Source organism: Catenulispora sp. GAS73, assembly GCF_041262085.1.
In the GTDB taxonomy this organism is placed as follows: Bacteria; Actinomycetota; Actinomycetes; order Streptomycetales; family Catenulisporaceae; genus Catenulispora.
In genome coordinates, this window is record NZ_JBGCCM010000008.1 from 123,108 (window position 1) to 146,385 (window position 23,278).

Consider the following 23,278-nt stretch of genomic DNA (forward strand, 5'->3'; position numbering starts at 1 on the left):
CCCCACCACCCACCAGCGACCCATTCAGGCCCGCCGCACCCACCTCCACGCCCCCAAGAAGATCAGACAAACACCCGCCGCACCCCCACCAACAACCCACCACACCCACCCCAACCCACCACCACCCCCGCGCGCAGGCGCACCAGCCAACCCCCCAACCGCCGGCGGCTCCGCAAGCCGAACAGCCGCCAACACATCCAAAATCCCCGCCCCATACCGGTCATCCCGAGCAGCCCCCCGCATAGCAGCAGGCTTGTCAGCCGTACTCTCCAAAGCCGCAACCACCTGCCCAGCGCTCCACCGAGGATGCGCACTCCGCACCAAAGCAGCCGCAGCAGAAACATAAGCAGTAGCCTCCGACGTCCCATCGGAATACCCCACCCGCCCCTGATTATCATCCCGCAAAATATGAACCCCAGGCGCCACCAAAGCCACATCAGCCCCACTATTCGACTGACCCCACACCGCCCCCGAACTATCAATCGCCCCCACCCCAACCACCCCAGGCCACGCCGCCGGGTAGTACTGCTGCGAAGTGCCATCGTTCCCAACGGCCGCGACAACCACGACATCATGGTCGAGCGCATCCTCAACAGCGCGATGAATATCGGGGTCATCTAAGTCGAGGGTGAGCGCAAGGTTGATTACGCGCGATCCGTGAGAGACGGCATATTTGAGTGCCGGGATAATCCCAAACACCAGTACGGCGCTAGTCCCGTCGGAGGCTCTTACTGGAAGAATACTTGAGGCCGGAGCTAGCCCGAGCGTTCTTAGGCCGGATCCGCCGATTAACGTAGCTTCACCGGTGCCGTGGCCATATGCATCTACATCGGTTTGGCCATCGCCAATGTTGGCGCCGGTTGTGTTCGAGAAGTCTGCTCCGTGCAAAAGATTTGTTGAGAGGTCCGCATCCGGCTGTACCCCAGTATCAATGATTGCTACTTCTGTGCCAGCGCCACGCGTGGTTTGCCAAATCTCATCGGCGTGAAGGTAGCGAAGGGCCCATTGGCGGTCGATTGACGCGTGCGCCAAGCTAGTTGTTACCACAGCGAGGCCGAAGGCTACTGATGCTCGAACCAGTCTGGTGTGAGGATGCCATCTGCGGGTGCTGCGACTGTATCGGGTTGCCATACACTCTTTCGTTCTTTGAGGTAGGCGGGACGGGGATTGCGCTCCTTGTCGGAGCGGTGTCCGGCGCCCACGCCGCTATATTGAGGAATTATTGCGGAGTTTTCACTGCCTAAAGCGTCGGACTGCATTTCATGTGTCGCCTGGAGAGAAGGCGAAAGTGACATTTTCCCATCTGGCGGGATGTCATATTCGATCTTCTCGGTGTTTTCAGGCTGGCGTTGGGAAAATGCAGAGGGGCTACTCTTTCTCGAAATTGCATAGGCGCGTGGGTTGTGAGCTGCAGAGTCCGAGTGGTTCGCGGCTGGTCTGCTTAGAGCTCCACTAGGCCGAAGGTAGCTTGGAGGTGTATATTCGTCGGGAATATCTTCCGGGGTAGCGGCTTTGCTTGTAGGTTGAGTGTTATTAGTGTCGCCGAGTGCTACGTGGCTGGCGCTTATGCTCGGGCCATACTCCGTTTGCCGGCCCGAAGCATCAGTTTGAGCCGGATCGGCGGCTTCATTGTCTATTGCGCGGTCGGCGGCCCTATGGGAAGACAGGATTACACTTGCCGGATCTTCTACGTTCGATCCGGGTTCGCCTACTGCGTGGTGGGGTGATCTCGTTGAATTCCTGCTTCCTGTAGAGATGGTCGTTTCGGTGTTTCGGGCCTTTCCTGGTGGTGCATACTGCGTCTTGCCGAAATCGAATCTTCTGGTCGCTGTGGGCTCTGACGAGCGCGAGATGCTTCCTAAAGGGTCTTCAATGTTTGATTTAGGATCCGACAGGGCTCCCGTCGATGAGTCAAAATTCTCGGCCCGGAAGGCGCCGATATTTGAAAGCTGTCGGCGGGTTTCTACGTACTGAGCGGCGATGCCGTTGACTACTTGTACGGCCTGCTCGTGCGCAGCCTGGTAGCTGGCGTCCTGCCGCGCAGCTTCAAGGGCTTCGAACGGCGTTGCGGGTCGTCGCACCACATCGGTGACGCCGGGTTCTGGCGCTTCAGGCACGTTCATCATCTGATGTTGCTGTTCGGCGACGACCTGGGCGCATCGACTGACAGCGGCGGCCGCGGCTAGGGCGCTTCCGTGGAACTCCCGTGCCTCCGCCGCGGCGCGTCCCAGCGTGGCCGCCGCCTGATCGGCGGCCGGCCCCTTCCACCAGTTCGGCAGGTCGGCTTGGGCGTGGGTCAGGAGGTCCGCGACCTCGCCGACGTGGTCGGCCAGTGCGCGGAAGGACTGCGGCATTGCCTGCATTGTGCCGACCTGTGGTGATGAGGCCAGGCTGCGTAGCTCGTCGAGTGTGAAGCCGCTGTAGGCGAACTGGCCTTCGCTCACGGCGTGCCTCCGCCCGTGTCGGCTGCGTCCTCGCCCCTACCGACGCCATGTTCGAGCGCCGCGCCCGCGCCCCCGCCCTCGGCTACCCGCAAGATGGCAGCCGCGACCGCCTCATCAGCTGCGCTGTACCTCTCGCGCGTCTGGTCGGCGTAGGTCGTCATGGCGGTGACCATTTCGTGGATGCGGTGGTACCAGGCCTCCAGGCGGCGCACCATGTCTGCGTGCGTGTCGCCCAATGGGCTGGCTTCGTTCAGCAGTCCATATACATATGTGGCGCTGTCCCCTTTCTCCAGGCGCCACGCCGCGGGGCCTGTGTGGAGGGTGGGGTCGATGGTGGGCCAGTGGTGGGCGTGGGCTGTGCCGAGGGTGGTTTCGAGGTCCGCTAGGGCTCTGCGGAGGGCTGATAGGTGGTCCAGGCTGATGCGGAAGGTGTGGGTGGTGCTGCTCATGGGGTGTGGGGCCTCCCCGGGGTGTGGCGGTGGGGCGGGTGCGGGGGTGGTACCGTTGGCAGTCGGCCGCGAGTTGGTGTGGTTCCCCGTGGAGACGACCGGGGGCGCTCAGCGACCACAATCTTACGAGGAGTCACAGGTGTCCCTGGACGCAGCTACGAAGAAGAAGATCGTTGAGGACTACGGGACCGGGCCGAGCGACACGGGCTCCCCGGAGGTGCAGATCGCGCTGCTCACGTACCGGATCAACGAGCTCACTGAGCACCTGAAGTTCCACAAGCACGACCACCACAGCCGGCGGGGTCTGCTGTTGCTGGTCGGGCAGCGGCGGCGGCTGCAGGGGTACCTGCAGAAGACCGACATCGTGCGGTACCGTGCGCTGATCGAGAAGCTGGGGCTGCGCCGCTAGTCGGTTCCCAGCCACATGCTGTGAGCAGGAGCGGTCCGTTCGTCACGGACCGCTCCTGTCGTGTACCCGCTGTGTGCCGGGCCGGACCAAGCTGGCGACTTTTCCGGTTAGAGTGGGTAGCGGAAAAGTTCAATACGTTTTAGGGAACTGAAGAGGCACTGCGCGACGTGGCTCGCGTCGAAGTGGCCGGTTGGGCGCCGATCTTCGGTAGTGGCCCTCGGGAGGTAACGCACCCGGGGGCTTCGATCGAAGACCGGGCCGCCACACGGCGGCGTGGGCCCACGACAAACGCGTCCTCTTCAGTCCGCCGCATACGAACTGAGGAGTACCTCTTGTCCGAGGGTGTTTTCACCACCGAGGCTTTGATCGACAACGGCCCGTTCGGCCAGCGCACCGTGCGCTTTGAGACGGGCCGGCTGGCCCGTCAGGCTGCCGGGTCCGTCGTCGCGTATCTGGACGAGGAGACGATGGTCCTTTCGGCGACCACCGCCTCGAAGTCCCCCAAGGACTCTCTCGACTTCTTCCCGCTGACGGTGGATGTCGAGGAGCGCATGTACGCCGTGGGTCGCATCCCCGGCTCGTTCTTCCGGCGCGAGGGCCGGCCCAGTGAGGACGCGATCCTCACCTGCCGGCTCATCGACCGGCCGCTGCGTCCTTCCTTCGCGAAGGGCCTGCGCAACGAGGTGCAGGTCGTGGCGACCATCATGGCGCTGAACCCGGATCACCTCTACGACGTCGTCGCGATCAACGCCGCTTCCGCCTCCACGCAGCTGGCGGGCCTGCCGTTCTCCGGTCCGATCGGCGGCGTGCGCGTCGCCCTGATCCAGGACCGCTGGGTCGCCTTCCCGACCCACACCGAGCTCGCCGACGCCGTGTTCGACATGGTCGTGGCCGGCCGGGTGCTCGACGACGGCGACGTCGCGATCATGATGGTCGAGGCCGAGGCCACCAGCGAGACCGTGGCCCTGGTCGCCGGCGGCTCCACCGCCCCGACCGAGGAGGTCGTCGCCGACGGCCTGGAGGCCGCCAAGCCGTTCATCAAGGCGCTGTGCGTGGCCCAGCAGGAGCTGGCCTCGCAGGCCGCCAAGGAGACCGCGGAGTTCCCGCGCTTCCTGGACTACCAGGACGACGTCCTGGAGGCCGTGACCGCGACCGCCAAGACCGAGCTGGCCAACGCGCTGAGCATCGCCGGCAAGCAGGAGCGCGAGGAGGAGCTGGACCGCGTCAAGGCGCTGGTCGTGGAGAAGCTCGCGCAGCAGTTCGAGGGTCGCGAGAAGGAGATCGGCGGCGCGTTCCGCGCGCTGACCAAGAAGCTGGTCCGCGAGCGCATCATCCGCGACCAGGTCCGCATCGACGGCCGCGGCGTGCGGGACATCCGTCCGCTGTCCGCCGAGGTCGAGGTCGTGCCCCGGGTGCACGGCTCGGCGCTGTTCGAGCGCGGCGAGACCCAGATCCTGGGCATCACCACGCTGAACATGCTCCGGATGGAGCAGCAGCTGGACACGCTGAACCCCGAGACGCGCAAGCGCTACATGCACAACTACAACTTCCCGCCGTACTCCACCGGTGAGACCGGCCGCGTGGGCTCGCCCAAGCGCCGTGAGATCGGCCACGGCGCCCTCGCCGAGCGCGCGCTCGTCCCGGTCCTGCCGGCCCGCGAGGACTTCCCCTACGCGATCCGCCAGGTGTCCGAGGCGCTGAGCTCCAACGGCTCGACCTCGATGGGCTCGGTCTGCGCCTCGACCATGTCCCTGCTGAACGCCGGCGTGCCGCTGAAGGCCCCGGTCGCCGGCATCGCGATGGGCCTGGTCTCGGCTGAGATCGACGGCAAGACGGAGTACGTGGCGCTGACCGACATCCTCGGTGCCGAGGACGCCTTCGGCGACATGGACTTCAAGGTCGCCGGCACCAAGGACTTCGTCACCGCGCTGCAGCTGGACACCAAGCTGGACGGCATCCCGGCCTCGGTGCTGGCCGCCGCCCTGAAGCAGGCCAAGGACGCCCGCCTGCACATCCTGGACGTCATGATGGAAGCCATCGACGTCCCGGACGAGATGAGCGAGTTCGCTCCGCGCATCATCTCGGTGAAGATCCCGGTGGACAAGATCGGCGAGGTCATCGGCCCGAAGGGCAAGATGATCAACCAGATCCAGGAGGACACCGGCGCGGAGATCACGATCGAGGACGACGGCACGATCTACATCGGCGCCGCCAACGGCTCGGCCGCCGAGGCCGCGCGGACCACGATCAACCAGATCGCCAACCCGACGATGCCGGAGGTCGGCGAGCGCTACCTGGGGACCGTGGTGAAGACCACGACCTTCGGCGCGTTCGTCTCCCTGATGCCCGGCCGCGACGGCCTGCTGCACGTCTCCCAGCTGAAGAAGCTGGCCGGCGGCAAGCGGGTGGAGAACGTCGAGGACGTGATCAAGGTCGGCGACAAGGTGCAGGTGGAGATCGCCGAGATCGACTCCCGCGGCAAGCTCTCGCTGATCCCGGTGCTGCCGGAGGGCGAGGGCGCCGAGGCCAAGGCTGAGGCGAAGGCCGAGTAACAGCCTTGTACCCGGTCGAGACCCTGATCGCCGGGCAGAACGGCAACGGCACTGTGCGCCGTACCGTCCTGCCCGGCGGTTTGCGCGTGGTCACAGAGACCATGCCATCTGTTCGGTCCGTGACGTTCGGCATCTGGACCGGCATCGGCTCGCGCGACGAGCACGCCGAGGAGTCCGGCGCCACGCACTACCTGGAGCACCTGCTCTTCAAGGGCACGGCGAAGCGGTCGGCGCTGGAGATCTCGGCGGCCCTGGACGCGGTCGGCGGCGAGATGAACGCCTTCACCGCCAAGGAGTACACGTGCTACTACGCGCGCGTGCTCGACACCGACCTGCCGCTGGCCATCGACGTGATCTGCGATCTGGTCACCTCCGCGCTCATCCGCCCCGACGACGTGGCCTCCGAGCGCAACGTCATCCTCGAAGAAATGGCGATGACGGAGGACGAGCCCGCCGACCAGATCCACGACGAGTTCGCCTTCGCCCTGCTCGGCGACTCGCCGCTGGGCCGGCCGATCCTCGGCTCGGTGGCCTCGGTCAATGCCCTGACCAGGGACGCGATCGCCGAGTACTACCACTCCCACTACACCGACGACCACCTGGTGGTCTCGGCGGCCGGCAACCTCGACCACGACGTCGTGGTGGCGCTGGTGGACGCCGCGTTCGCGCAGGCCCGCGGGGTCCGGGACGCCGACCGCCAGCCGGTCGTCCCGCGCATCGGCGGCGACTGCGGCGTCGCGCACTCCGGCCTGCGCCTGGTGTCCAAGGCGACCGAGCAGACCCACGTCGTGCTCGGCGTGCCGGGCGTGGCCCGCAACGACCGCCGTCGTTACCCGCTGGGCATCCTGTCCACCGTCCTCGGCGGCGGCATGTCCTCGCGGCTGTTCCAGGAGGTCCGCGAGAAGCGCGGCCTGGCCTACTCGGTCTACAGCTTCTCCACGCACCACGCCGACTGCGGCATGTTCGGCGTCTACGCCGGCTGCCAGCCGGAGAACTTCACCGAGGTGCTGAAGATCTGCCGCGACGAGGTCGCCAAGGTCGCCGACGGCGGCGTCACCGAGGAGGAGCTGCGCCGCGGCATCGGCCAGGTGCGCGGCTCCACGGTGCTCTCGCTGGAGGACACCGGGTCGCAGATGACCCGGATCGGCAAGAACGAACTCGTCTACGGCGAGCACCTCACCATCGAGGAACTGCTGGAGCGGGTGGAGTCGGTGACGTTGGAGGACGTCAAAACGGTTGCCGAGGAGTTCCTGCGGCAGCCGCAGGCGGTCGCGGTCATCGGCGACTACGAAGACGCTTCATCGTTCGAAGGGGCCCTGGGATGACAGCCGCTCTGGCGCAGGGAGTCGTGAAGGTCGCGGTGTTCGGCGCGGCCGGCCGGATGGGGCAGGCCGTCTGCCGCGCCGTGCTGGACGCGCCGGGTCTGGACCTGGTCGCGCAGATCGACGCCGACGACGACCCGCAGCGCGCGGTCGAGGCCGGCGCCGAGGTCGCGGTCGACTTCACGCACCCCGGCGTGACCGTGCAGAACATCGAGTTCTGCGTCCGCAACGGGATCAACGTGGTGGTCGGCACCTCCGGCTTCGACGAGGCCCGGCAGGACCAGGTCCGCGCGCTGCTGCACGGCACCGACGTACGGGTCCTGGTCGCCCCGAACTTCTCCATCGGCGCGGTGCTGATGATGCGGTTCGCGGCGACGGCGGCGCCGTACTTCGAGAGCGTGGAGATCGTCGAGCTGCACCACCCGGACAAGGTCGACGCTCCCTCGGGCACGGCCACCCGCACCGCGGAGCTGGTCGCCGAGGCCCGTGCCGCGGCCGGGAGCGCGCCGATGCCCGACGCCACGAAGACCGGTCTGGACGGTGCTCGCGGTGCCGTGGTCGAGAGCATCCCGGTGCACTCGGTGCGGCTTCGCGGTCTGGTCGCGCACCAGGAAGTGCTGCTCGGCAGCGTCGGAGAGACCCTGACGATCCGCCACGACTCGCTGGACCGCGCCTCGTTCATGCCCGGCGTGGTGCTGGCCTGCAAGAAGACCGGGACGCTCCCGGCCGGCCTGACTGTCGGCCTGGACGCGTTGCTGGATCTGTAGAACCCCGATAGGCACCCTTCTTATGCGCAACCGCACCACGGCCCTGATCCTGGTCGTCATCCTGTGCTTCTACCTGCTGCTGGCCGTCCAGCGCGGGGTGTGGCTGATGGCGACCGGGAAGCCGGTGCTCGTGGTGTTCGGGCTCGGCGTGCTGATGCTGCCGGTGGTGGGGGCCTGGTTCGTGGTCACCGAGGTGCGGATGGGCAATGCCTCTTCGCGCCTCGGGACCCGGCTGGAGGCCGAGGGGCTGTGGCCGACGGAGGAGATCCCGCGCCGGCCCTCGGGGCGGCCGGATTTGAGTGCCGCCGACGAGATCTTCGAGAAGCGCAAGGCCGAGGTCGAGGCCGATCCGGAGGATTGGCGCGGGTGGTATCGGCTGTCGTTGGCTTACAACGATGCCCGGGATCGGTCGCGGGCGCGTAAGGCGCTGCGCAAGGCCATTGAGCTGGACCGTCTGCAGGCCTGATCCGGCTACCCGTTCGGGGATACAGCCTGCTTCTGCTGATCGGTGCGGCGTGAGCCCATCGTTCCGTGGAGTTCGCGGGCTTGCGTTGGGCTGAGGACCGCGGGGGTCTGCGGCGGCGCGGATCTGTAGTGCTGGCGCAGAACCTTGCCGGTTACCGGGGCGACCGGTGAGATGACGGTGATACCGATGCGCGGCACCTTTGCGATGCGCGTCCCCATGCGGATGAATGGCTGCGCTATACGTATGCCGAGGTCTATAAGCCGCCACTGGTGGAACCCGCCTGTACGGCGCATCCATGTCGGTAGGGAGTGAATGCTCAGGATCGCCGTGAAGCGGGACGCGGCCCAGATCCGGAAGCCGACCTTTCGGAGCGGCGGGTAGAGCAGGTAGTGCATTCCGCGGTGCGCGCGCTCTGAGGAGCTCAACTGCGGACGCACTTTCTCGAAGTACGCCTTGACCTCTTCGCGGTTGCGTGGAACGTCGGCGGGGTCGCAGGTCTGGAGCTCGGCGGCGATGCGGCACTCGGCCCAGTAGCGGTCCTCATCGGCCTTGGACAAGCGGCCGGGGCCATAGAGCTCGTAACACTTCAGGACGCTGTGCCATCCCGTTATATGGATCCACAGTTGGGACTCTGGGTTGTTGGCGCTATAGCGTTTCCCGGTAATGGGTTCGACGCCCGTGGCTTTGGCGTGGACGCGCATGAGGAATTCGGAAGCCTGAACCACGGTGCGGCTGTCGCCGACGGCCACTGTGAGGAAGTAGGCGAGGGTCTGGTCGAGGCGGCCGTGCGGGTCCTCGTAGATGCCGCCGCTGTCGGCGACCGCCGCCGCCAGCGGAGGGTCGAAGTGCTCCAGCACGACGGCGCGCTGGAAGCCGATCAGCGAGGTCGGCGACGTCCAGACCCGCCAGCTCACCGAGTCCGGGCCGAAGAAGCCGTTGTCGAGGCTGCGCAGTGGTCCGCGGTCGGGGGAGACGGGGACTTCCGCGGCGCTGGGGTGGGGCATCTTGTGTGCCTCCTCTACAGTGGGAGCCGGAATTACTACCGGCGCGTAGCAATATGCTACGCGGGAGTAGCTTTGTAAAGGGGGCCGGTGTGGCGGCGGAGAGCGGACGGCGACGGCGCGAGTACGCGCCGCGGGTACCGATCGAGCAGCGTCGCAGGGAGTTGCTGGACGCGGCGCTGCGCATCGTCGTCCGGGACGGGCACGCGGCCGTGACGATGGAGGCGGTGGCGGCGGCTGCCGGGGTCACCAAGCCGGTGGTCTACGGCGTGTTCCCGAACCGGGAGGCGCTGCTGGGGGAGTTGCTGCGGCGGGAGCAGGGGGCGGCACTGGAGCAACTGGTGGAGTTGCTGCCGGGGCTGCGCAAGGGGCTCAAGGACGGAGCGCATCCCGCGGATGTCCTGGCCGACGCGCTCGACGGGTTCCTGGCCGCGGTCCGGGCCGCGCCGGAGCGGTGGTCCTGCATCGTGCTGCCGATGGCCGACATGCCCCCGCAGTTCAACGCGGCGCGTGAGGAGACGCGGGGGCTGGTGCTGGCCTCGGCGGAGCAACTGGGGCGGTGGATCACGCGGACGTTCGACGCGCCGGCCGATCTGGATCCGGAGCTGATCGCGCACACGGTGGTGACGCTCGCGGAGATGGCGGCCCGGCTGGTGCTGACCGATCCGGGGCGGTACGAGCCGGCGCGGTTTGTGAAGGGGCTGCGGGCGGCTGTGGGGCTGGTTCGCTAGATCTCCGCCAGCGTCGACGGCCAGCGTCGATCCCGCCAGTCCTGCAAGAAGTCCTCAACGCGCGCTGCGACGGCGTCGCGCTGGGTGAGCATGAAGAACATGTGGCCGCCGCGGAAGAACTCGATCTCTGAGTCACGGATGCCGATGCGGGTGGCCAGGGCGGTGGCGGGCTTCATGCTGCGGTCACGGCGGGCGTGCAGGATCAGGGTGGGGGCGGTGATCGCGGGGAGGCGGTCGGTGCCGTCGTAGGTGGTGCTGGCTGTGAGTTGGTGGTGGTGCGCGTAGTGCGGTTGGCGCTGTAGCTCGCCTGCTCCGCGGATGAGGTGCAGGCGTTTGGCGAGGCCCAGGATTCTTGCCGGGAGTGACAGGCGTAATCGGCCGGTTCCGGTGGCGGCGGTGGAGATCAGGACCAGGCGGTCGATGCGGGACGGGTATTCGGCGGCGAGGTCCATGGCGATGCGGCCGCCCATGGAGACGCCGACTACGTGGGCGCGGGATATGCCGAGGGTGTCCATGAGGCCGAGGGTGTCGTCGGCCATCATCGGGATCGAATACGGCGAGTCCGGTTTGTCGGTGCGGCCTGCGCCGCGGTTGTCGAAGGTGATCACGCGGAAGCTGCGGGCCAGCAGGTCGGTGAAGGGTGCGAACACGGTCAGATCCACGCCGAGGCCGCCGATGAATATCAGGGGCGGACCCTCGCCGTGGATCTCGTAGTAGACGTCGATGTCGCCGACCCGAACCGTTGGCACTCAGCCAGGATAGGCCCGTTGTGGGCCGCTGACCTGAGAAAACGGCCTCGATATGGTTTCAGATGACGGCGGTCGCCTCGACTTCGATCAGCGCCTCCGGCAGGAACAGCGACGCGACCTCGACCGTGGTGCTGGTCGGTGCGGGCAGTCCCTGGAAGTACTCGCCGCGCACGTCGCCGTACTCGCGGATGCGCGAGATGTCGGTCAGGAATGTGCGGAGGCTGACGACGTCCGCCAGGGTCGCGCCGTGCGCCGCCAGCAGCTGGACGATCAGGTCCATGACTCGGCGCGTCTGGGCGCGCAGGTCGCCGCCGCCGACGATCTTGTGGTCGTCGTCCCACGCCACCTGGCCGGCCAGCATCAGCAGTGTGCGGTCGCCGAGCGGGATCACAGCGGCGTTGGAGAAGGCTTTGTGCTGTGAACTGGGGATGCCGGCGGGATTGTCGAGAGTGAAAGCGGTCATGGAGCGAAGCTATGTCGCGCGCCGTGATACCAGAAGCGAATAGTCGGCATGTATCCCATGCCCGACTAGCATGGCTCGCCATGGACACCGCGTTGCTCGAAGTCTTCCTGGAGGTCGCGAGACGCGAGTCGTTCACCGCGGCGGCCGGATCGCTCGGCTACACGCAGTCGGCGATATCGCGTCAGATAGCCGCGCTGGAGTCGGCGGTCGGCGCCCCGTTGTTCGACCGCCTCCCACGGGGCGTACGGCTGACGGAGGAAGGCCGGGCCTTGGTCCCGCACGCGACGGCCGTCGTAGGCCGTCTGCGAGCCGCTGTGGCCGATGTACGGGCCGTCCGGACGCTGGGCGGCGGAGGCCTCCGGCTCGGCGCGATCCCGACGGCCGACATGGCCCTGATCCCGCGGGCCATCGCGGCCTTCCGGCGGGCGCATCCGGCGGTCGTCGTGACGCACACCGAAGGGCTCACCCGCGGCCTGGTCGTGGACGTCCGCGAGGGCGACCTGGACCTGGCGGTGGTCGGGACGGCGCACCCCGAGCCGGCCTTCGAGGGCGTGCGTCTGCGCAAGCTGATGGACGACGCCTTGTCGGTGGCGCTGCCGCTCGGTCACCGCCTGGCGGACCGGGACCTGCTGTCGCTGGCCGATCTCGAAGGCGAGAACTGGATCGCGGGCCAGCCGCGCACGCAGGACACGCTGATCGCCGGGGTGCAGGACTCGGACTTCCAGCCGCGGATCCCTTACGTGGTCCTGGAATGGTCCGCGAAGCAGGGGTTCGTCGCGTCCGGGTTGGGGGTCACGCTCGTCCCGACGTTGGCGGCCGCCTCAGTGCGGCCGGACGTGGTCGTGGTGGCGCTGGATCCCCAGGAGGTGACCCCGCGGTCGGTGTTCGTCGCGACCCCCGAAGGTGTGGAAGACAATGCGGCGGTCACGGCCTTTCTGGAGATCCTGGGGCTGTCCGCCCTTGATCGGTGACAGGTCCGGAATCCGCCGGTGAGGGCGGGCGGGGCGGCGGACGATTGATGCATGCACACCGTTCCCGGTATCAAAGTCCTGTATTTCGGAACCCCCGTCGTCCTGATCACGACCCGCAACGAGGACGGCACCCCCAACATCGCCCCGATGTCCTCGGCCTGGTGGCTCGACGGAAACGCGGTGCTCGGGCTGGGCAACTCCTCGCAGACCTCCGCCAACATCGCCCGCGAGGGCGAGTGCGTCCTGAACCTGCCCTCATCCGACATGGTCGAGTACGTCGACCGCATCGCCATGACCACCGCGCGGAAGGAGGTCTCGCCGTACCGCGTGGAGCAGGGCTACCGGACCGAACGCGACAAGTTCGGCCTGGCCGGCCTGACCGAACAGCTCTCGGAACTGGTTTCCCCGCCTCGGATCCTGGAGTGCCCGATCCAGATGGAGTGCCGGCTGACCACGGCGCATCCGGTCGGCGGTAAGGGACATCTGACGACGTTCGAGGTAGAGGTGCTGCGGACGCACGTCGAGGAGAAGCTGGTCATCCCGGGGACTCACTACATCGACCCGGAGGCGTGGGACCCGCTGATCATGAAGTTCTGCGAGTTCTTCGGCGGCGGACGGCCGGTGCACGCCTCGCGGCTGGCCGCCGGCTGGAAGATGCCGCACACGCTGCGGAACCTTCCGGTGACGAACAGTGCCGGCGCCGAACCCGCGCTCAGTGGGTCAGCGTCAGCCTGATCGCCAGGCCCGGGAGCAGGAGACCGAACGCGCTGAACGCCAGCGGGCCGTGCGCGCCGCAGTGCAGCCGCCGGGTGGAGTTCTCGCGGACCTCCACCGAGACCTTCTTGGAGTACATGCCGTCCAGGGAGAGCTCGACCACGTGCACGCCGGAGTCCACGGCGAACTCGGCGGCGCCGTTCTGCGCGAGCCGGCCGACGGCGACGCCGTCGATCCACACCCGGTAGGGCCGCGGACGCAGCTGGAACCCGCTGCGGCGGGTGAGGGCTATCGTTCCGGACATGCTCGACCTGCCTGATTCGGACACTGGTGGACATCAGTGGATGCAAGGAGCGTAAACGCCGAGGGCGGCACCGGAACCCGGTGCCGCCCTCGGCGTTACACGATCGTCGCCTACCTAGGATGCCGCCGCCGCTGCGAAGCGTGACATGGCGTGCTCCACCAGGCGGATCAGGGTCAGCTTGGTGGACTCCCGGCTGCGGGCGTCGCAGGTGACCACCGGCACGTCCGGCGGGATCGACAGCGCCTCGCGCACGTCGGCGACCTCGTGGGTGAGCATGCCGTCGAAGCAGTTCACACCGACGATGTACGGCAGCCCGGCGTCCTCGAAGTAGTCGATGGCCGAGAAGCAGTCCGCCAGCCGGCGGGTGTCCACCAGCACCACCGCGCCGATGGCGCCGCGGCACAGGTCGTCCCACATGAACCAGAAGCGGTTCTGACCCGGCGTGCCGAACAGGTACAGGATCAGCTCGCGGTCCAGGGACACGCGGCCGAAGTCCATGGCCACCGTGGTGGTGACCTTGCCGGGCACCACGGTGAGGTCGTCCACGCCCTCGGAGGCGGCGGTCATGACGGCCTCGGTGGTCAGCGGGGCGATCTCCGAGACCGCGCCGACGAAGGTGGTCTTGCCGACGCCGAAGCCGCCGGCGACGACGATCTTCACCGACGTGGTCGGGCCCACCGCGGGCTGCGGCTCGGGCTCCTGTCCGTAAGGGGAGTAGTTCACTGCACGGCCTCCTTTCTACAGATTGCGGAGCCCGATGAGGACTCGTTCGAGGAGCGCGAGGTTGGGCTGGCCGGAATCGGTCTCACCGGGTTGCTGGATGGTGACCAGGCCGGCGTCCGACATGTCGCCCAACAGCACCCTGACCACCCCCAGTGGCATGCGCATCAGCGCCGCGACCTCCGCGACCGACTTCAGCTCGACGCACAGCTCGCAGATGCGCTGGTGCTCCGGCTCCCGGCCGGGAAGGCGCGATCGTCCGTTGTCCGTCGTGGATACCAACGCCTCGATGGGCAATTGGTAACGGGCCCGTGTGCGGCCCCGGGTCAGCGCGTAGGGGCGGACGAGGGGCGAGGAATCGTGCGCGCTGCTCACGGCCGCGTGCTCCTGTCGCTCGTCTCGGCTTGGGGAAGGGGGGTCACCGGGCGTCCTCTCAGCGCGGCAGCGACGACTGGAGCTCGGCACGCAGTGCCGGCGTCAGGACGTCGCCGGCCCGCTCGACGAGCAGGGCCATTTCATAGCCGATCAGGCCCATGTCGCAATCCGAGGAAGCGAGCACGGCCAGGGCCGAACCATCCGAGATGGCCATCACGAACAGGAAACCACGGACCATCTCCACGACGGTCTGCGTCACCGCGCCGCCCTCGAAGATGCGGGCGGCGCCCTGGGTCAGCGACGACAGGCCGCTGGCCACGGCCGCCAGCTGGTCGGCGCGGTCGCGGGGGAATCCGTCGGACACCGCCAGAAGCAGGCCGTCGGAGGAGACCACCACCGTGTGCGCGACCCCCGGTACGCGGTCCACGAAGTTGGTGATCAGCCAGTTGAGATTCCTGGCGGCTTGGGTCAGGTTCGGGTCGTTCACGGTAGCTCAGTCCTGCTTTCCTGGCTCAGGAGCACCGAAGGCGGCCGGGCCGTCGGACGCGGTGGGGTTGGCGGGATCGGAGGGCTGCGACTCGCCGGGCGTGCCGGCGGCGTCGCGGCCCTGGCGCAGCCCATTGTGGAAGCTGGCCAGCCGGGAGCGCACGGCCTCGGCCGAGCGCGCCGGGATCGGCGAGGGCGCGGTCTTGGCGGCGCCGCTGCCGTCCGCCGAGCCGGGCACCAGGTTGGACCGCGGGACGCGCTTGGGCAGGCCCTTGGGGGTCAGCCCGGCCGCGACCGGCTTCCTGACCACTTCGGCGGCCTTCCAGCCCTCGTCACCCGGCGACTGCCAGGCCTGTCCCGCGGAGCTCTGGTCGTCGTTCATGGGCTCCTTGGGTTCCTCGTGCGGTGCGGCGGGCCGGGCCGCCCCGCCGACCGCGGAGTCGGCGGCCGACGGCGCCGGCGTGGTCGGGGCTCCGGGACCGGCCTCGGGGGCGGTCGGCGGGGCCGGGGTGGGCGCGGCAGGAGCCGCCTGGACGGGCTCGGCGAGGGCCTGCGGGCCCTGGACCGGGTACCCGGTGCCGGAGCCCGCCAGCGGGTCTCCTGCGGGCTCTGAACGCGGTCCCGGCACGGCCGGCCGGACCGGTTCGGCCGGACGCACTGTGCCGACCTCCAGAGCGTTCTGCGGAACGGCGGTCCCCTCGCCGGCCCGCACCCGGAACCACTCGGACTCGATCGCGTTGAAGATCGAGGTGTTGTGCGCCGCCGGGTCCATCGGGATCGACTCGATCGGCGCGGTGAGCGGGTCCGGGTAGTCGGCGTAGTTGGTGCCGGAGGACGACAGCGGGTCCGGCGCGCCGGACCCGGCGAGCGGTTCGCCGACCGGGGGAGCGTAGCCGGTGTCGCCCATCGGGTTGCCCGGCGTGGCGCCGAGCGGGGTGTGGAAGCCCGAGCCGGACAGGTCGGCGGCGGGCTGGTCGCCGTACTGCGGGGCCTCGTACTGCGGAGCCTCGTACTGCGGCGGCTGGTACTGCGGGTTCTCGTAACCGGGGCCGGTCAGCGGTTCGCCGACCGGGCGGCGGCCGAAGGAGGGCGCGTCGTTGCCGTAGCCGGTGCCGGTGTTCGGCGGGGCCTCGGGCGCCGCCGCGAACGGGTTCCTGAGCCCTGCCATCGGGTCGTTCGGGTCGTTGTCCGCCGGGGCGTTCGGGTTGAACGCCGCGGGGGCTTCGTAGCCGGGGCCGGTGAGCGGTTCGCCCATCGGGCGGCGGCCGAACGAGGGAGCGTCGTTGCCGTACCCGGTTCCGGTCGGCGTTCCCGGGGCGGGCGGGGCTTCGAACGAAGGCATTTCGAAGCCGGTCCCCGCCGGAGCGCCGAGCCCACTTGGCGCTGAGGTGTCGCCGAACTGCGGCGCCTCGTACTGCGGCGCTTCGAACCGCGGAGCCTCCTGTGGAGCCTCGTAGCCGGGGCCGGTCAGCGGTTCGCCCATCGGGCGGCGGCCGAAGGAGGGCCCGTCGTTGCCGTACCCGGTGCCGGCCGGAGCGGCCGGCTGACCGTACTGCGGCGCCTCGAAGGCGGGACCGCTGTAGAGCTCGCCGGACTGCTGTCCGCCGGTCGGTGCCGCCGGGCCCTGATTCTGCTGGCCCTGGCCCTGTCCCGGCTGTCCCTGCTGACCCTGCTGACCCTGTCCCTGGTTGCCGAACCCGCTGTCCAGGTGCCCGCCGAACGGCGTCATGCGCACCTCGCCGGGAGCGGCGTAGGGGTCGCCCGCCGCGAGCTCGGCGCCGAGGTCGTTGTTCAGGCCGCTGGCCGACAGCGAGTCGGTGTTGGTGCTGAAGCCGCCCGAGGCCGGCGAGGGCTGGCCGGGGGTCCCGAAGGGGCCAGCCGGCGGCGGGAGGAGCAGGTCGTCGCGGTCCTCCTGCTGGGCTTCGCGGTAGGCCGCGAACTCGCCGGTGTGCTCCATGTCCGGGATGTTCGGGAGCAGGTCGTCGAAGCTGGAGGAGAAGTTCAGCGGTGCGGGCTGGGCCGGCGGGGCCTGAGGCGGCGGCATCGCCGGGCCCCCGTCGCCGACCCGGAAGTCCAGCCGCATGTCGTCGCTGCCCGCGCTGATCCGGAACTGGCCGGTGTTCTCCGTGTTCGCCGGCGGAGCCGGCGGGCCGCTGGGCGCCTGGTTCGGACGGAAGTCGTACGTCGCGGTCCCGTCCAGCGCCTCGGCCAGCCGACCGTCCAGCTCCGGTTCCGGCAGCACGAACTCCGGACGCTCGAAGGCGCCGCTGCTGCCCGGGTCGCCGGGGTCGCCCTCGCGGATGACCGGGGTCACGCCGTGCGTCATGGCCTCGGTCTCGGCGAGCAGTTCGGCGAGTCCGGGCGGGGTGGCGTCGGTGTTGCGGTACGGCGGGGCCGCCGGGCTCACGTCCTCCCAGCCGTCCCCGTCGCCGCCGCCGACCGGGACCCGCTCGCCGCCGAACGGCGGCATCGGGGCCGGGGCCTGGGCCGGCGGGCCCTGCTGCGGGTCCGCACCGGGGGCCAGTTCGCGCTGCTCGGCGCGCACCGCACCGGCCGGCCGCCGGGGCAGGCCGGTCGAGGTGAGCTGCGGGAGCTGGCCGGTGTCGGCGATGTCGCCGAAGGTGCCGCGGTTGCCGCCGACCGCCGGGGCGTCGGACAGGTTGCCGGCCAGCAGCGCGGCCGGGACCAGCACCAGGGCGGTGATGCCGCCGGTGGCCGAGCGGCGCAGCCGCACCTGGATGCCGTGCCGGGTGGCCAGCCGGCCGACCACGAACAGGCCCATGCGGCGGGAGATCGCGACGTCCACGACCGGCGGGTTGGCCAGCCGCTCGTTGGAGTCGTCGAGTTCCTCCGGCGTCATGCCGATGCCGGAGTCCTCGATCTCCAGCATCACGCCGCCGGTGTTCAGCAGGTTGCCGGTGACCGAGACCTTCGTCTCCGGCGCGGAGAACGACGTCGCGTTCTCCAGCAGCTCGGCGACCAGGTGGACGACGTCGTTCACGGCGCGGCCGGCGACCTCGACGGTCGGCAGGTCCCGCAGCGTGACCCGCTCGTACTGCTCCACCTCGGAGGCCGCGGCGCGCAGCACGTCGATCAGCGGCACCGGCTGGGACCAGCGGCGCCCGGGCTCTTCACCGGCGAGGACCAGCAGGTTCTCACCGTTGCGGCGCATACGGGTCGCGAGGTGGTCCAGCTTGAACAGCGAGGCGAGCTGGTCCGGGTCCTGCTCGGCGTTCTCCAGCTCGTCGATCAGCCGCAGCTGGCGCTGCACCAGCGACTGCGAGCGCCGGGACAGGTTGGTGAACATCGCGTTGACGTTGTTCCGCAGCATGGCCTGCTCGGTGGCCAGCCGGACCGCCTCGCGGTGGACCTCGTCGAACGCGCGGGCCACCTGGCCCACTTCGTCGGTACTGGACAAGGCGATCGGTGAGATCGGTTCGATCGGTTCGCTGCCGTCCGCGTCGCGCAGGCGGCGGACCATCTCCGGCAGTCGGTTGCCGGCGATCTCCAGCGCGGTGTTCTGCAGCACCCGCAGCGGGCGCACCAGCGAGCGCGCGATAAGCGCGGTGGCGACCGACACCACGAGCAGGACGCCGACGATGATGCCGATGTTCAGGTACATGGTGTCGCGGGCGCTGTTGGCCAGTGAGTCCGCGCGCTGCACCAGGGCCGCGGCCTGCTGGGTGCGGACCTGCTTGTAGCGGTCCAGCAACGCGTTGTACTGCGTGTAGACGCTGCCGGGGACCAGCTGGTCGCCGTTGTCGCTGGCGCCGTTGTTGGCCAGCTTGTCGTCGATGGTCGTCAGGTACTGGTTCGCCCCGGTGTAGGACTCGCCGACGTCCACCGTGTCGCTCAGCGACTGCTGCATCGACGCGATGGCGACGGTCTTGAACTCCGAGCGAGTGGAGGCCAGGTCCGAGATCAGACCCTGCAGCCGGGCCAGGTTGTCCTGGTTCTGGTTGGGGTCGATGGAGACGGCCAGGGTGGTGAGGAAGCCGCGCTCGCGCGAGGTCGTCTCGGTCATCTTGCCCAGGTCCGCCAGCGACCGGGCGTCGTTGATCAGCTGCTGGTCGCCGGCGTCGGCGGCGACGAACTCGTAGAGCCCGTCAAGGCTGTCCAGCACCTTGTTGTACTGGTCGAACACGCTCAGCGGGTTGGAGTACGCGCCGTCCACGGCCTGGTGCAGCGCCGGGACGCCGGTCATGTTGGCCTTGGCGTCGGCGATCGCGGCCAGCGTGTCCGCCGGGTAGGAGCCGTCGATCTTGTTGAGCACCGGCTGCATCACGGCGGTCGCGCGGTCGGTGGCCTTGCGCTGCGTGGCCATGCTGGTGGTCAGGTTGGTCAGGGTGGCCGAGTCCGCGTTGCCGGACGGGCCCCGGAAAGCCATCATCTCGATGCTGATGTCGCGCTCGTCCTGCAGCGCGTCGATCAGGTCGGACAGCGGGCTGGCCGCGGCGGCCATGGTCTTGGCGTGGTCGTAGGTCTGCACGTTGCCGACCTGCTGCACGATCCGGGCCGCGGCGCCGAAGATGGTGGCCACCAGCGGCACGATGACCAGGACGACCAGTCGGGTGCGGACGCGCCAGTTGCGGGGGGCGAAACGGTTCGCGGACGCGGTGGGCGGCGGGGGTGGGGGCACGTGCCCGCCGCTGCCCTCGGTCTCCTGCGACGTGGGGACCGGCCGTTGTCCTGGCAGCACTCCATCCCGAGCCCCGCGCGGAAGCTCTCCGGGAGCAGTGCGGCCGGCGGCCGCGTCGGATATGGATCCGCCGGGCGGCGGCGCGCCGGCACCGCGCTCCGGGAAAGGAGCCGGCGGACGGCGCGGGGACACGGGTCGAGTCTGCACTGGCCCTCACAGCTTTCTTTGCGACCGGGCCGCTACTGCGGCGGGTGGGGCGCCACACATGGCTCGCGGTCTCTAGGTTTCAAGCAACGCATTCCAGCACAGGAGAGCGAGCGAGGCCAAGGGCGGGGGTTGACAGAGGGGCGATTAGTTGCGTTATAGGGGGATAAGCCGGGCGGTGACTCCGCGTATGTGCGTATCCTTACTCGTGCATTAGTGCTAGTCGATCTCAACGGTGACGTAGGGGGCCCGGCGGCCCATGTATTACGATGCGCCGACCGGCTTCATCGAAACCTTTGCAGGGGGCAGCGCAGTGCGATCAGCCAAACCCCGAGCCCGTTCGCGCAGGACCTCGGCGATCGTCCTTTGCGTGGTGCTCACCGCGTCCGCCGGTGCCGCCGCGGCGTGCAGCAGCAGCACGTCCTCGGCGACGGTGTCGGCCGCGATGCCGGCCCACGGCGCCTTGGAGCAGCATCAGCTCCGAATAGGCATCCCCAAGGGCGAGATAGGCGCGCTGCCGATCTACACCGGCGTCGACAAGGGCTATTTCAAGGACCAGGGGATCGACGTCACGATCGACGATTCCTACAAGACCTACCAGGACGCCCTCCAAGGGCTGAACGACGGCAAGGTCGACTTGGTCTACGACGACTACGTGCACGCGATCCTGGCCCAGTCCACCGGCGCCTACCGGCTGCAGCTGGTCGCGGAGGGCTACACCGCCGGCGACGGCAGCGTGCAACTGCTCAGCAAGGTCACCGGACTGAAGAACGCGCAGGAGATCAAGAACGTCTTCGACGCCGCCGGCGGCTTCCTGGTCCCCACCGCGGGCACCAACGACGCCAACGATGCCTACACGGTCCCGACGATCATGCTCATGACCTCGCTCCCGGACCTGGCCAACAGCTTCCGGATCAAGCTGGCCAACTCCACGGCGCACCTGAAGTCGATAGCGCCCGGCGACCTCGCCGTGAAGGTGACCGGCAGCGCGGACGCCAACCTGGCGGCCGTCATCCCCGAGCCGTACTACAGCTACGCGACGAACAACAACAAGCTGGTCGAGCTGATGGACCTGACCCGCGGTTCGACGCAGGCGATGCCGATGGGCGGCTACTTCACCAAGCAGGACTTCGCCGTCGAGAAGACCAACCTGTTCAAGGCCTTCACCGGGGCCCTGAACCAGGCCAAGAACTCCACCTCGCAGCGCGCCACGGCGATGACCGAGATGCAGGCGCACTACGGCACGATGGCCAACTCCACGGTCGCCGCCAGCATCAGCTTCGGCACGTTCCCGACCACGGTGAACGTCGCCCGCGTGGACCGCGTCCTGACCCTGATGCAGGGCCTGGACCTGGCTCCGTATTACAACATCGACACGATGATGCCGCCGGACGCGCTGCGCGGCAGCGGGAGCTGACCGGCCGACCGCTGTTCTCCCCCGGGCGCTGCCCATTCGCACCGTCCGCACTGTCCGCACCGGCGTCGTCACAGGTCAGGCGCCGGTAGGCTCGGACGGTGAGCGATGAGATGGAGAGCGTACGGTTCCGCTCGGACATGACCGTGGAACTGGTGAAGGCCTCGGCCTCCGACAACGACGTCCTGTGGGCGGCCCGGGTCTCGACCAAGGGCGAGCAGTCCCTGGACGAGGTCGGTGCCGACCCCGCGCGCTCCGGCGGCCTCATCAACTACCTGATGCGCGACCGGCACGGCTCGCCCTTCGAGCACTCCACGATGACCTTCCTGGTCGCCGCGCCGATTTTTGTTTTCCGAGAATTCATGCGGCACCGCGTCTGGTCCTACAACGAGGAGAGTGGGCGCTACCGCAAGCTGGATCCGGTGTTCTACGTACCCGGACCGGACCGGAAGCTGGTCCAGGAGGGCAAGCCGGGCAAGTACGTGTTCGTCCCGGGCACCGACGAGCAGCACGAGACGGTCCAGGACACGGTCCGCCGGTCCTGCGAGGCGAGCTACGCGGCGTACCTGGAGATGCTGGACGCCGGCATCGCGCGCGAAGTGGCCCGCACCGTTCTTCCGGTCGGCATCTACTCCTCGATGTACGCCACGTGTAACGCGCGTGCGTTGATGCACTTCCTGTCGTTGCGGACGAAGCACGAGGAAGCCACGTTCCCGTCCTTCCCGCAGCGCGAGATCGAGATGGTCGCCGAGAAGATGGAAGAACATTTCGCCGAGCTGATGCCGCTGACTTACGCGGCGTGGCAGGCGAATGGCCGGGTCGCTCCTTAATAACGTTGGGGAGATAGGGACTCCCGGCCCCGGAAGGCGACAGCGGGCACTGCTTCTATTGACCGCGCGAATCCTCCTCAGTCGCGAAGTGCTCACTCCTGGTAGTCCTAAAGAGTGAAAAACGACCGGGGCCGAGACCAGACCCGTAACGCGCCCCGTGCGCGTCTGTTAACCACGGTGGACCCCGTCCCCACCGGACCCCCGAGCGGTGGAGACGGGGTCTGTCCATTCAGCGCGGCTACCCGATTCACGTAAGCAAAGCCAGCTATTCGATCACCTGCACGGCCCGGTACCGTTGTGCCATGCCCGAGAACGCGCACCCCGCCGAATCCGCCCCCGACCTGTGGTCCACCGGGGCGCCCTTCGGCCGGCTGATCACCGCGATGATCACGCCCTTCCACCCGGACGGATCCCTGGACCTGGACGGTGCGCAGAAACTGGCCGCCCACCTGGTCGAGGCGGGCAACGACGGCCTGGTGGTCTCCGGCACCACCGGCGAGGCGCCGACCACCTCGGACGCCGAGCAGGCGGACCTGCTCCGGGCGGTCCGCGAGGCGGTGGGCGACCGGATCTCGGTGATCGCCGGCGTCGGCACCAACGACACCGCGCACACGCTCGCGCTGGCCCGGCAGGCCGCGGGCCTCGCCGACGCGCTCCTGGTCGTGACCCCGTACTACAACAAGCCGACCCAGGAAGGCCTCTACCGGCACTTCACCGCGGTCGCCGACCACACCACGCGCCCCGTCGTCCTCTACGACATCCCGCACCGCTCCGGCGTGGCCATCGAGACCGACACCCTCAAGCGGCTGGCCGAGCACGACATGATCGTCGCGGTCAAGGACGCCAAGGGCGACCTGGTGTCCGGGTCCGAGGTCATCGCCGCCACCGGATTGGCCTACTATTCAGGGGACGACCCGCTGACCCTGCCCTGGCTCTCGGTCGGGGCGGTCGGCGTGGTGAGCATGTCGGCGCACCTCGCGGCGCCGCGCATCCGCGCGATGATCGCCGCGTATCTGGGCGGCGACGTGCTCGAAGCCGCGCGCCTGCACGCCGAACTGCTGCCGGTCCACGCCGGTGTGACAAGTCTGCCAGGTGTGATCTCCCTCAAGGCGGCAATGAACATGCTGGGACTGCCCGGCGGCCCGGTGCGGCTGCCCCTGGTCGAGGCGACCGAGGAGCAGCAGGCCCGGCTCAAGACATATCTCGCCCAAGGCGGCGTGAAGATCTAGCAAGGAGCGGACCAGCGGTCCGCGGAACACAAAGGAAAA

General features: G+C 68.7%; 22 protein-coding genes. 11 read left to right on the forward strand and 11 right to left on the reverse strand.

The window, feature by feature from the left end; genetic code table 11:
* Positions 1-24: 24 nt before the first annotated feature.
* The 3 genes from ABH935_RS14095 to ABH935_RS14105 all read right to left on the reverse strand — a co-directional run bounded on the left by ABH935_RS14095 (position 25) and on the right by ABH935_RS14105 (position 2,893).
* Entirely contained in the window at positions 25-1,131 is a 1,107-nt protein-coding gene (locus ABH935_RS14095) for a S8 family serine peptidase (protein WP_370378316.1), read from the reverse strand.
* The gene (locus tag ABH935_RS14100; protein ID WP_370378317.1) at positions 1,062-2,354 is read right to left on the reverse strand and encodes a hypothetical protein; all 1,293 of its coding nucleotides are present in this window, start codon (positions 2,352-2,354) and stop codon (positions 1,062-1,064) included. The genes ABH935_RS14095 and ABH935_RS14100 overlap by 70 nt, the downstream gene beginning before the upstream one ends.
* An 86-nt stretch (positions 2,355-2,440) precedes the next feature.
* Positions 2,441-2,893: a hypothetical protein gene (locus ABH935_RS14105; protein ID WP_370378318.1), complete on the reverse strand. Its 453-nt coding sequence runs from the start codon at positions 2,891-2,893 to the stop codon at positions 2,441-2,443.
* Between the two features lie 139 nt (positions 2,894-3,032).
* Between ABH935_RS14105 and rpsO the strand changes: the two genes are divergently transcribed.
* The 5 genes from rpsO (at position 3,033) to ABH935_RS14130 (ending at position 8,409) form a co-directional block, all read left to right on the forward strand.
* Positions 3,033-3,302 carry a 30S ribosomal protein S15 gene (gene rpsO, locus ABH935_RS14110; protein ID WP_194919176.1) on the forward strand — a complete coding sequence of 90 codons (270 nt, stop codon included), beginning with the start codon at positions 3,033-3,035 and terminating at the stop codon, positions 3,300-3,302.
* A 332-nt stretch (positions 3,303-3,634) separates the two neighbouring features.
* Complete coding sequence (locus tag ABH935_RS14115) at positions 3,635-5,854, forward strand: polyribonucleotide nucleotidyltransferase (RefSeq protein WP_370378319.1); 2,220 nt, start codon at positions 3,635-3,637, stop codon at positions 5,852-5,854.
* A 5-nt stretch (positions 5,855-5,859) separates the two neighbouring features.
* Positions 5,860-7,179, forward strand: a complete 1,320-nt coding sequence (locus ABH935_RS14120) for a M16 family metallopeptidase (RefSeq protein WP_370378320.1) — start codon at positions 5,860-5,862, stop codon at positions 7,177-7,179.
* Positions 7,176-7,943: a 4-hydroxy-tetrahydrodipicolinate reductase gene (gene dapB, locus ABH935_RS14125; protein ID WP_370378321.1), complete on the forward strand. Its 768-nt coding sequence runs from the start codon at positions 7,176-7,178 to the stop codon at positions 7,941-7,943. The genes ABH935_RS14120 and dapB overlap by 4 nt, the downstream gene beginning before the upstream one ends.
* A gap of 22 nt (positions 7,944-7,965) precedes the next feature.
* Positions 7,966-8,409 (forward strand): hypothetical protein, encoded by a 444-nt coding sequence (locus ABH935_RS14130; protein WP_370378322.1) that lies wholly within the window; start codon positions 7,966-7,968, stop codon positions 8,407-8,409.
* Between the two features lie 5 nt (positions 8,410-8,414).
* Here the strand turns inward: ABH935_RS14130 and ABH935_RS14135 are convergent, their stop codons facing one another.
* Positions 8,415-9,413, reverse strand: a complete 999-nt coding sequence (locus ABH935_RS14135) for an oxygenase MpaB family protein (RefSeq protein ID WP_370378323.1) — start codon at positions 9,411-9,413, stop codon at positions 8,415-8,417.
* Positions 9,414-9,502: 89 nt separating this feature from the next.
* On the opposite strand from ABH935_RS14135, the gene ABH935_RS14140 reads away from it, so the two are divergent.
* Entirely contained in the window at positions 9,503-10,141 is a 639-nt protein-coding gene (locus ABH935_RS14140; RefSeq protein WP_370378324.1) for a TetR/AcrR family transcriptional regulator, read from the forward strand.
* On the opposite strand, the gene ABH935_RS14145 is transcribed toward ABH935_RS14140, so the two are convergent.
* Together ABH935_RS14145 and ABH935_RS14150 are read right to left on the reverse strand one after the other, a co-directional pair.
* On the reverse strand, positions 10,138-10,890 hold the full coding sequence (locus ABH935_RS14145) for an alpha/beta fold hydrolase (protein WP_370378325.1): 753 nt from the start codon (positions 10,888-10,890) through the stop codon (positions 10,138-10,140). The two genes, ABH935_RS14140 and ABH935_RS14145, sit on opposite strands and share 4 nt — an antisense overlap.
* A gap of 58 nt (positions 10,891-10,948) precedes the next feature.
* A complete protein-coding gene (locus ABH935_RS14150) occupies positions 10,949-11,353 on the reverse strand; it encodes a RidA family protein (protein ID WP_370378326.1) in 405 nt (134 codons plus the stop codon).
* Between the two features lie 80 nt (positions 11,354-11,433).
* On the opposite strand from ABH935_RS14150, the gene ABH935_RS14155 reads away from it, so the two are divergent.
* The gene (locus tag ABH935_RS14155) at positions 11,434-12,324 is read left to right on the forward strand and encodes a LysR family transcriptional regulator (RefSeq protein WP_370378327.1); all 891 of its coding nucleotides are present in this window, start codon (positions 11,434-11,436) and stop codon (positions 12,322-12,324) included.
* Positions 12,325-12,375: 51 nt separating this feature from the next.
* Positions 12,376-13,059 carry a flavin reductase family protein gene (locus ABH935_RS14160; RefSeq protein WP_370378328.1) on the forward strand — a complete coding sequence of 228 codons (684 nt, stop codon included), beginning with the start codon at positions 12,376-12,378 and terminating at the stop codon, positions 13,057-13,059.
* On the opposite strand, the gene ABH935_RS14165 is transcribed toward ABH935_RS14160, so the two are convergent.
* The 5 genes from ABH935_RS14165 to ABH935_RS14185 form a co-directional block, all read right to left on the reverse strand.
* Positions 13,037-13,342 carry a hypothetical protein gene (locus ABH935_RS14165; RefSeq protein WP_370378329.1) on the reverse strand — a complete coding sequence of 102 codons (306 nt, stop codon included), beginning with the start codon at positions 13,340-13,342 and terminating at the stop codon, positions 13,037-13,039. The genes ABH935_RS14160 and ABH935_RS14165 overlap by 23 nt on opposite strands.
* 114 nt (positions 13,343-13,456) lie before the next feature.
* Positions 13,457-14,065 carry an ATP/GTP-binding protein gene (locus tag ABH935_RS14170; protein WP_370347201.1) on the reverse strand — a complete coding sequence of 203 codons (609 nt, stop codon included), beginning with the start codon at positions 14,063-14,065 and terminating at the stop codon, positions 13,457-13,459.
* Positions 14,066-14,080: 15 nt separating this feature from the next.
* The gene (locus ABH935_RS14175) at positions 14,081-14,437 is read right to left on the reverse strand and encodes a DUF742 domain-containing protein (RefSeq protein ID WP_015796412.1); all 357 of its coding nucleotides are present in this window, start codon (positions 14,435-14,437) and stop codon (positions 14,081-14,083) included.
* Positions 14,438-14,495: 58 nt separating this feature from the next.
* Positions 14,496-14,909: a roadblock/LC7 domain-containing protein gene (locus tag ABH935_RS14180; RefSeq protein WP_041543529.1), complete on the reverse strand. Its 414-nt coding sequence runs from the start codon at positions 14,907-14,909 to the stop codon at positions 14,496-14,498.
* A 21-nt stretch (positions 14,910-14,930) separates the two neighbouring features.
* A complete protein-coding gene (locus tag ABH935_RS14185) occupies positions 14,931-19,754 on the reverse strand; it encodes a nitrate- and nitrite sensing domain-containing protein (RefSeq protein ID WP_370378330.1) in 4,824 nt (1,607 codons plus the stop codon).
* 382 nt (positions 19,755-20,136) lie between these two features.
* On the opposite strand from ABH935_RS14185, the gene ABH935_RS14190 reads away from it, so the two are divergent.
* The 3 genes from ABH935_RS14190 to dapA all read left to right on the forward strand — a co-directional run bounded on the left by ABH935_RS14190 (position 20,137) and on the right by dapA (position 23,239).
* The gene (locus ABH935_RS14190; protein WP_370378331.1) at positions 20,137-21,183 is read left to right on the forward strand and encodes an ABC transporter substrate-binding protein; all 1,047 of its coding nucleotides are present in this window, start codon (positions 20,137-20,139) and stop codon (positions 21,181-21,183) included.
* Positions 21,184-21,293: 110 nt separating this feature from the next.
* Positions 21,294-22,010, forward strand: a complete 717-nt coding sequence (gene thyX, locus ABH935_RS14195) for an FAD-dependent thymidylate synthase (protein WP_370378501.1) — start codon at positions 21,294-21,296, stop codon at positions 22,008-22,010.
* A 302-nt stretch (positions 22,011-22,312) separates the two neighbouring features.
* A complete protein-coding gene (gene dapA / locus ABH935_RS14200) occupies positions 22,313-23,239 on the forward strand; it encodes a 4-hydroxy-tetrahydrodipicolinate synthase (protein ID WP_370378332.1) in 927 nt (308 codons plus the stop codon).
* Positions 23,240-23,278: the final 39 nt, after the last annotated feature.

Coding starts and splice junctions, on each gene's coding strand:
- thyX (WP_370378501.1), top strand. CDS start 21,294: ATGGAGAGCGTACGGTTCCGCTCGGACATGACCGTGGAACTGGTGAAG.
- ABH935_RS14165 (WP_370378329.1), bottom strand. CDS start 13,342: ATGTCCGGAACGATAGCCCTCACCCGCCGCAGCGGGTTCCAGCTGCGT.
- ABH935_RS14155 (WP_370378327.1), top strand. CDS start 11,434: ATGGACACCGCGTTGCTCGAAGTCTTCCTGGAGGTCGCGAGACGCGAG.
- dapB (WP_370378321.1), top strand. CDS start 7,176: ATGACAGCCGCTCTGGCGCAGGGAGTCGTGAAGGTCGCGGTGTTCGGC.
- ABH935_RS14095 (WP_370378316.1), bottom strand. CDS start 1,131: ATGGCAACCCGATACAGTCGCAGCACCCGCAGATGGCATCCTCACACC.
- ABH935_RS14105 (WP_370378318.1), bottom strand. CDS start 2,893: ATGAGCAGCACCACCCACACCTTCCGCATCAGCCTGGACCACCTATCA.
- dapA (WP_370378332.1), top strand. CDS start 22,313: ATGCCCGAGAACGCGCACCCCGCCGAATCCGCCCCCGACCTGTGGTCC.
- ABH935_RS14100 (WP_370378317.1), bottom strand. CDS start 2,354: ATGCCGCAGTCCTTCCGCGCACTGGCCGACCACGTCGGCGAGGTCGCG.
- ABH935_RS14160 (WP_370378328.1), top strand. CDS start 12,376: ATGCACACCGTTCCCGGTATCAAAGTCCTGTATTTCGGAACCCCCGTC.
- ABH935_RS14130 (WP_370378322.1), top strand. CDS start 7,966: ATGCGCAACCGCACCACGGCCCTGATCCTGGTCGTCATCCTGTGCTTC.
- ABH935_RS14135 (WP_370378323.1), bottom strand. CDS start 9,413: ATGCCCCACCCCAGCGCCGCGGAAGTCCCCGTCTCCCCCGACCGCGGA.
- ABH935_RS14150 (WP_370378326.1), bottom strand. CDS start 11,353: ATGACCGCTTTCACTCTCGACAATCCCGCCGGCATCCCCAGTTCACAG.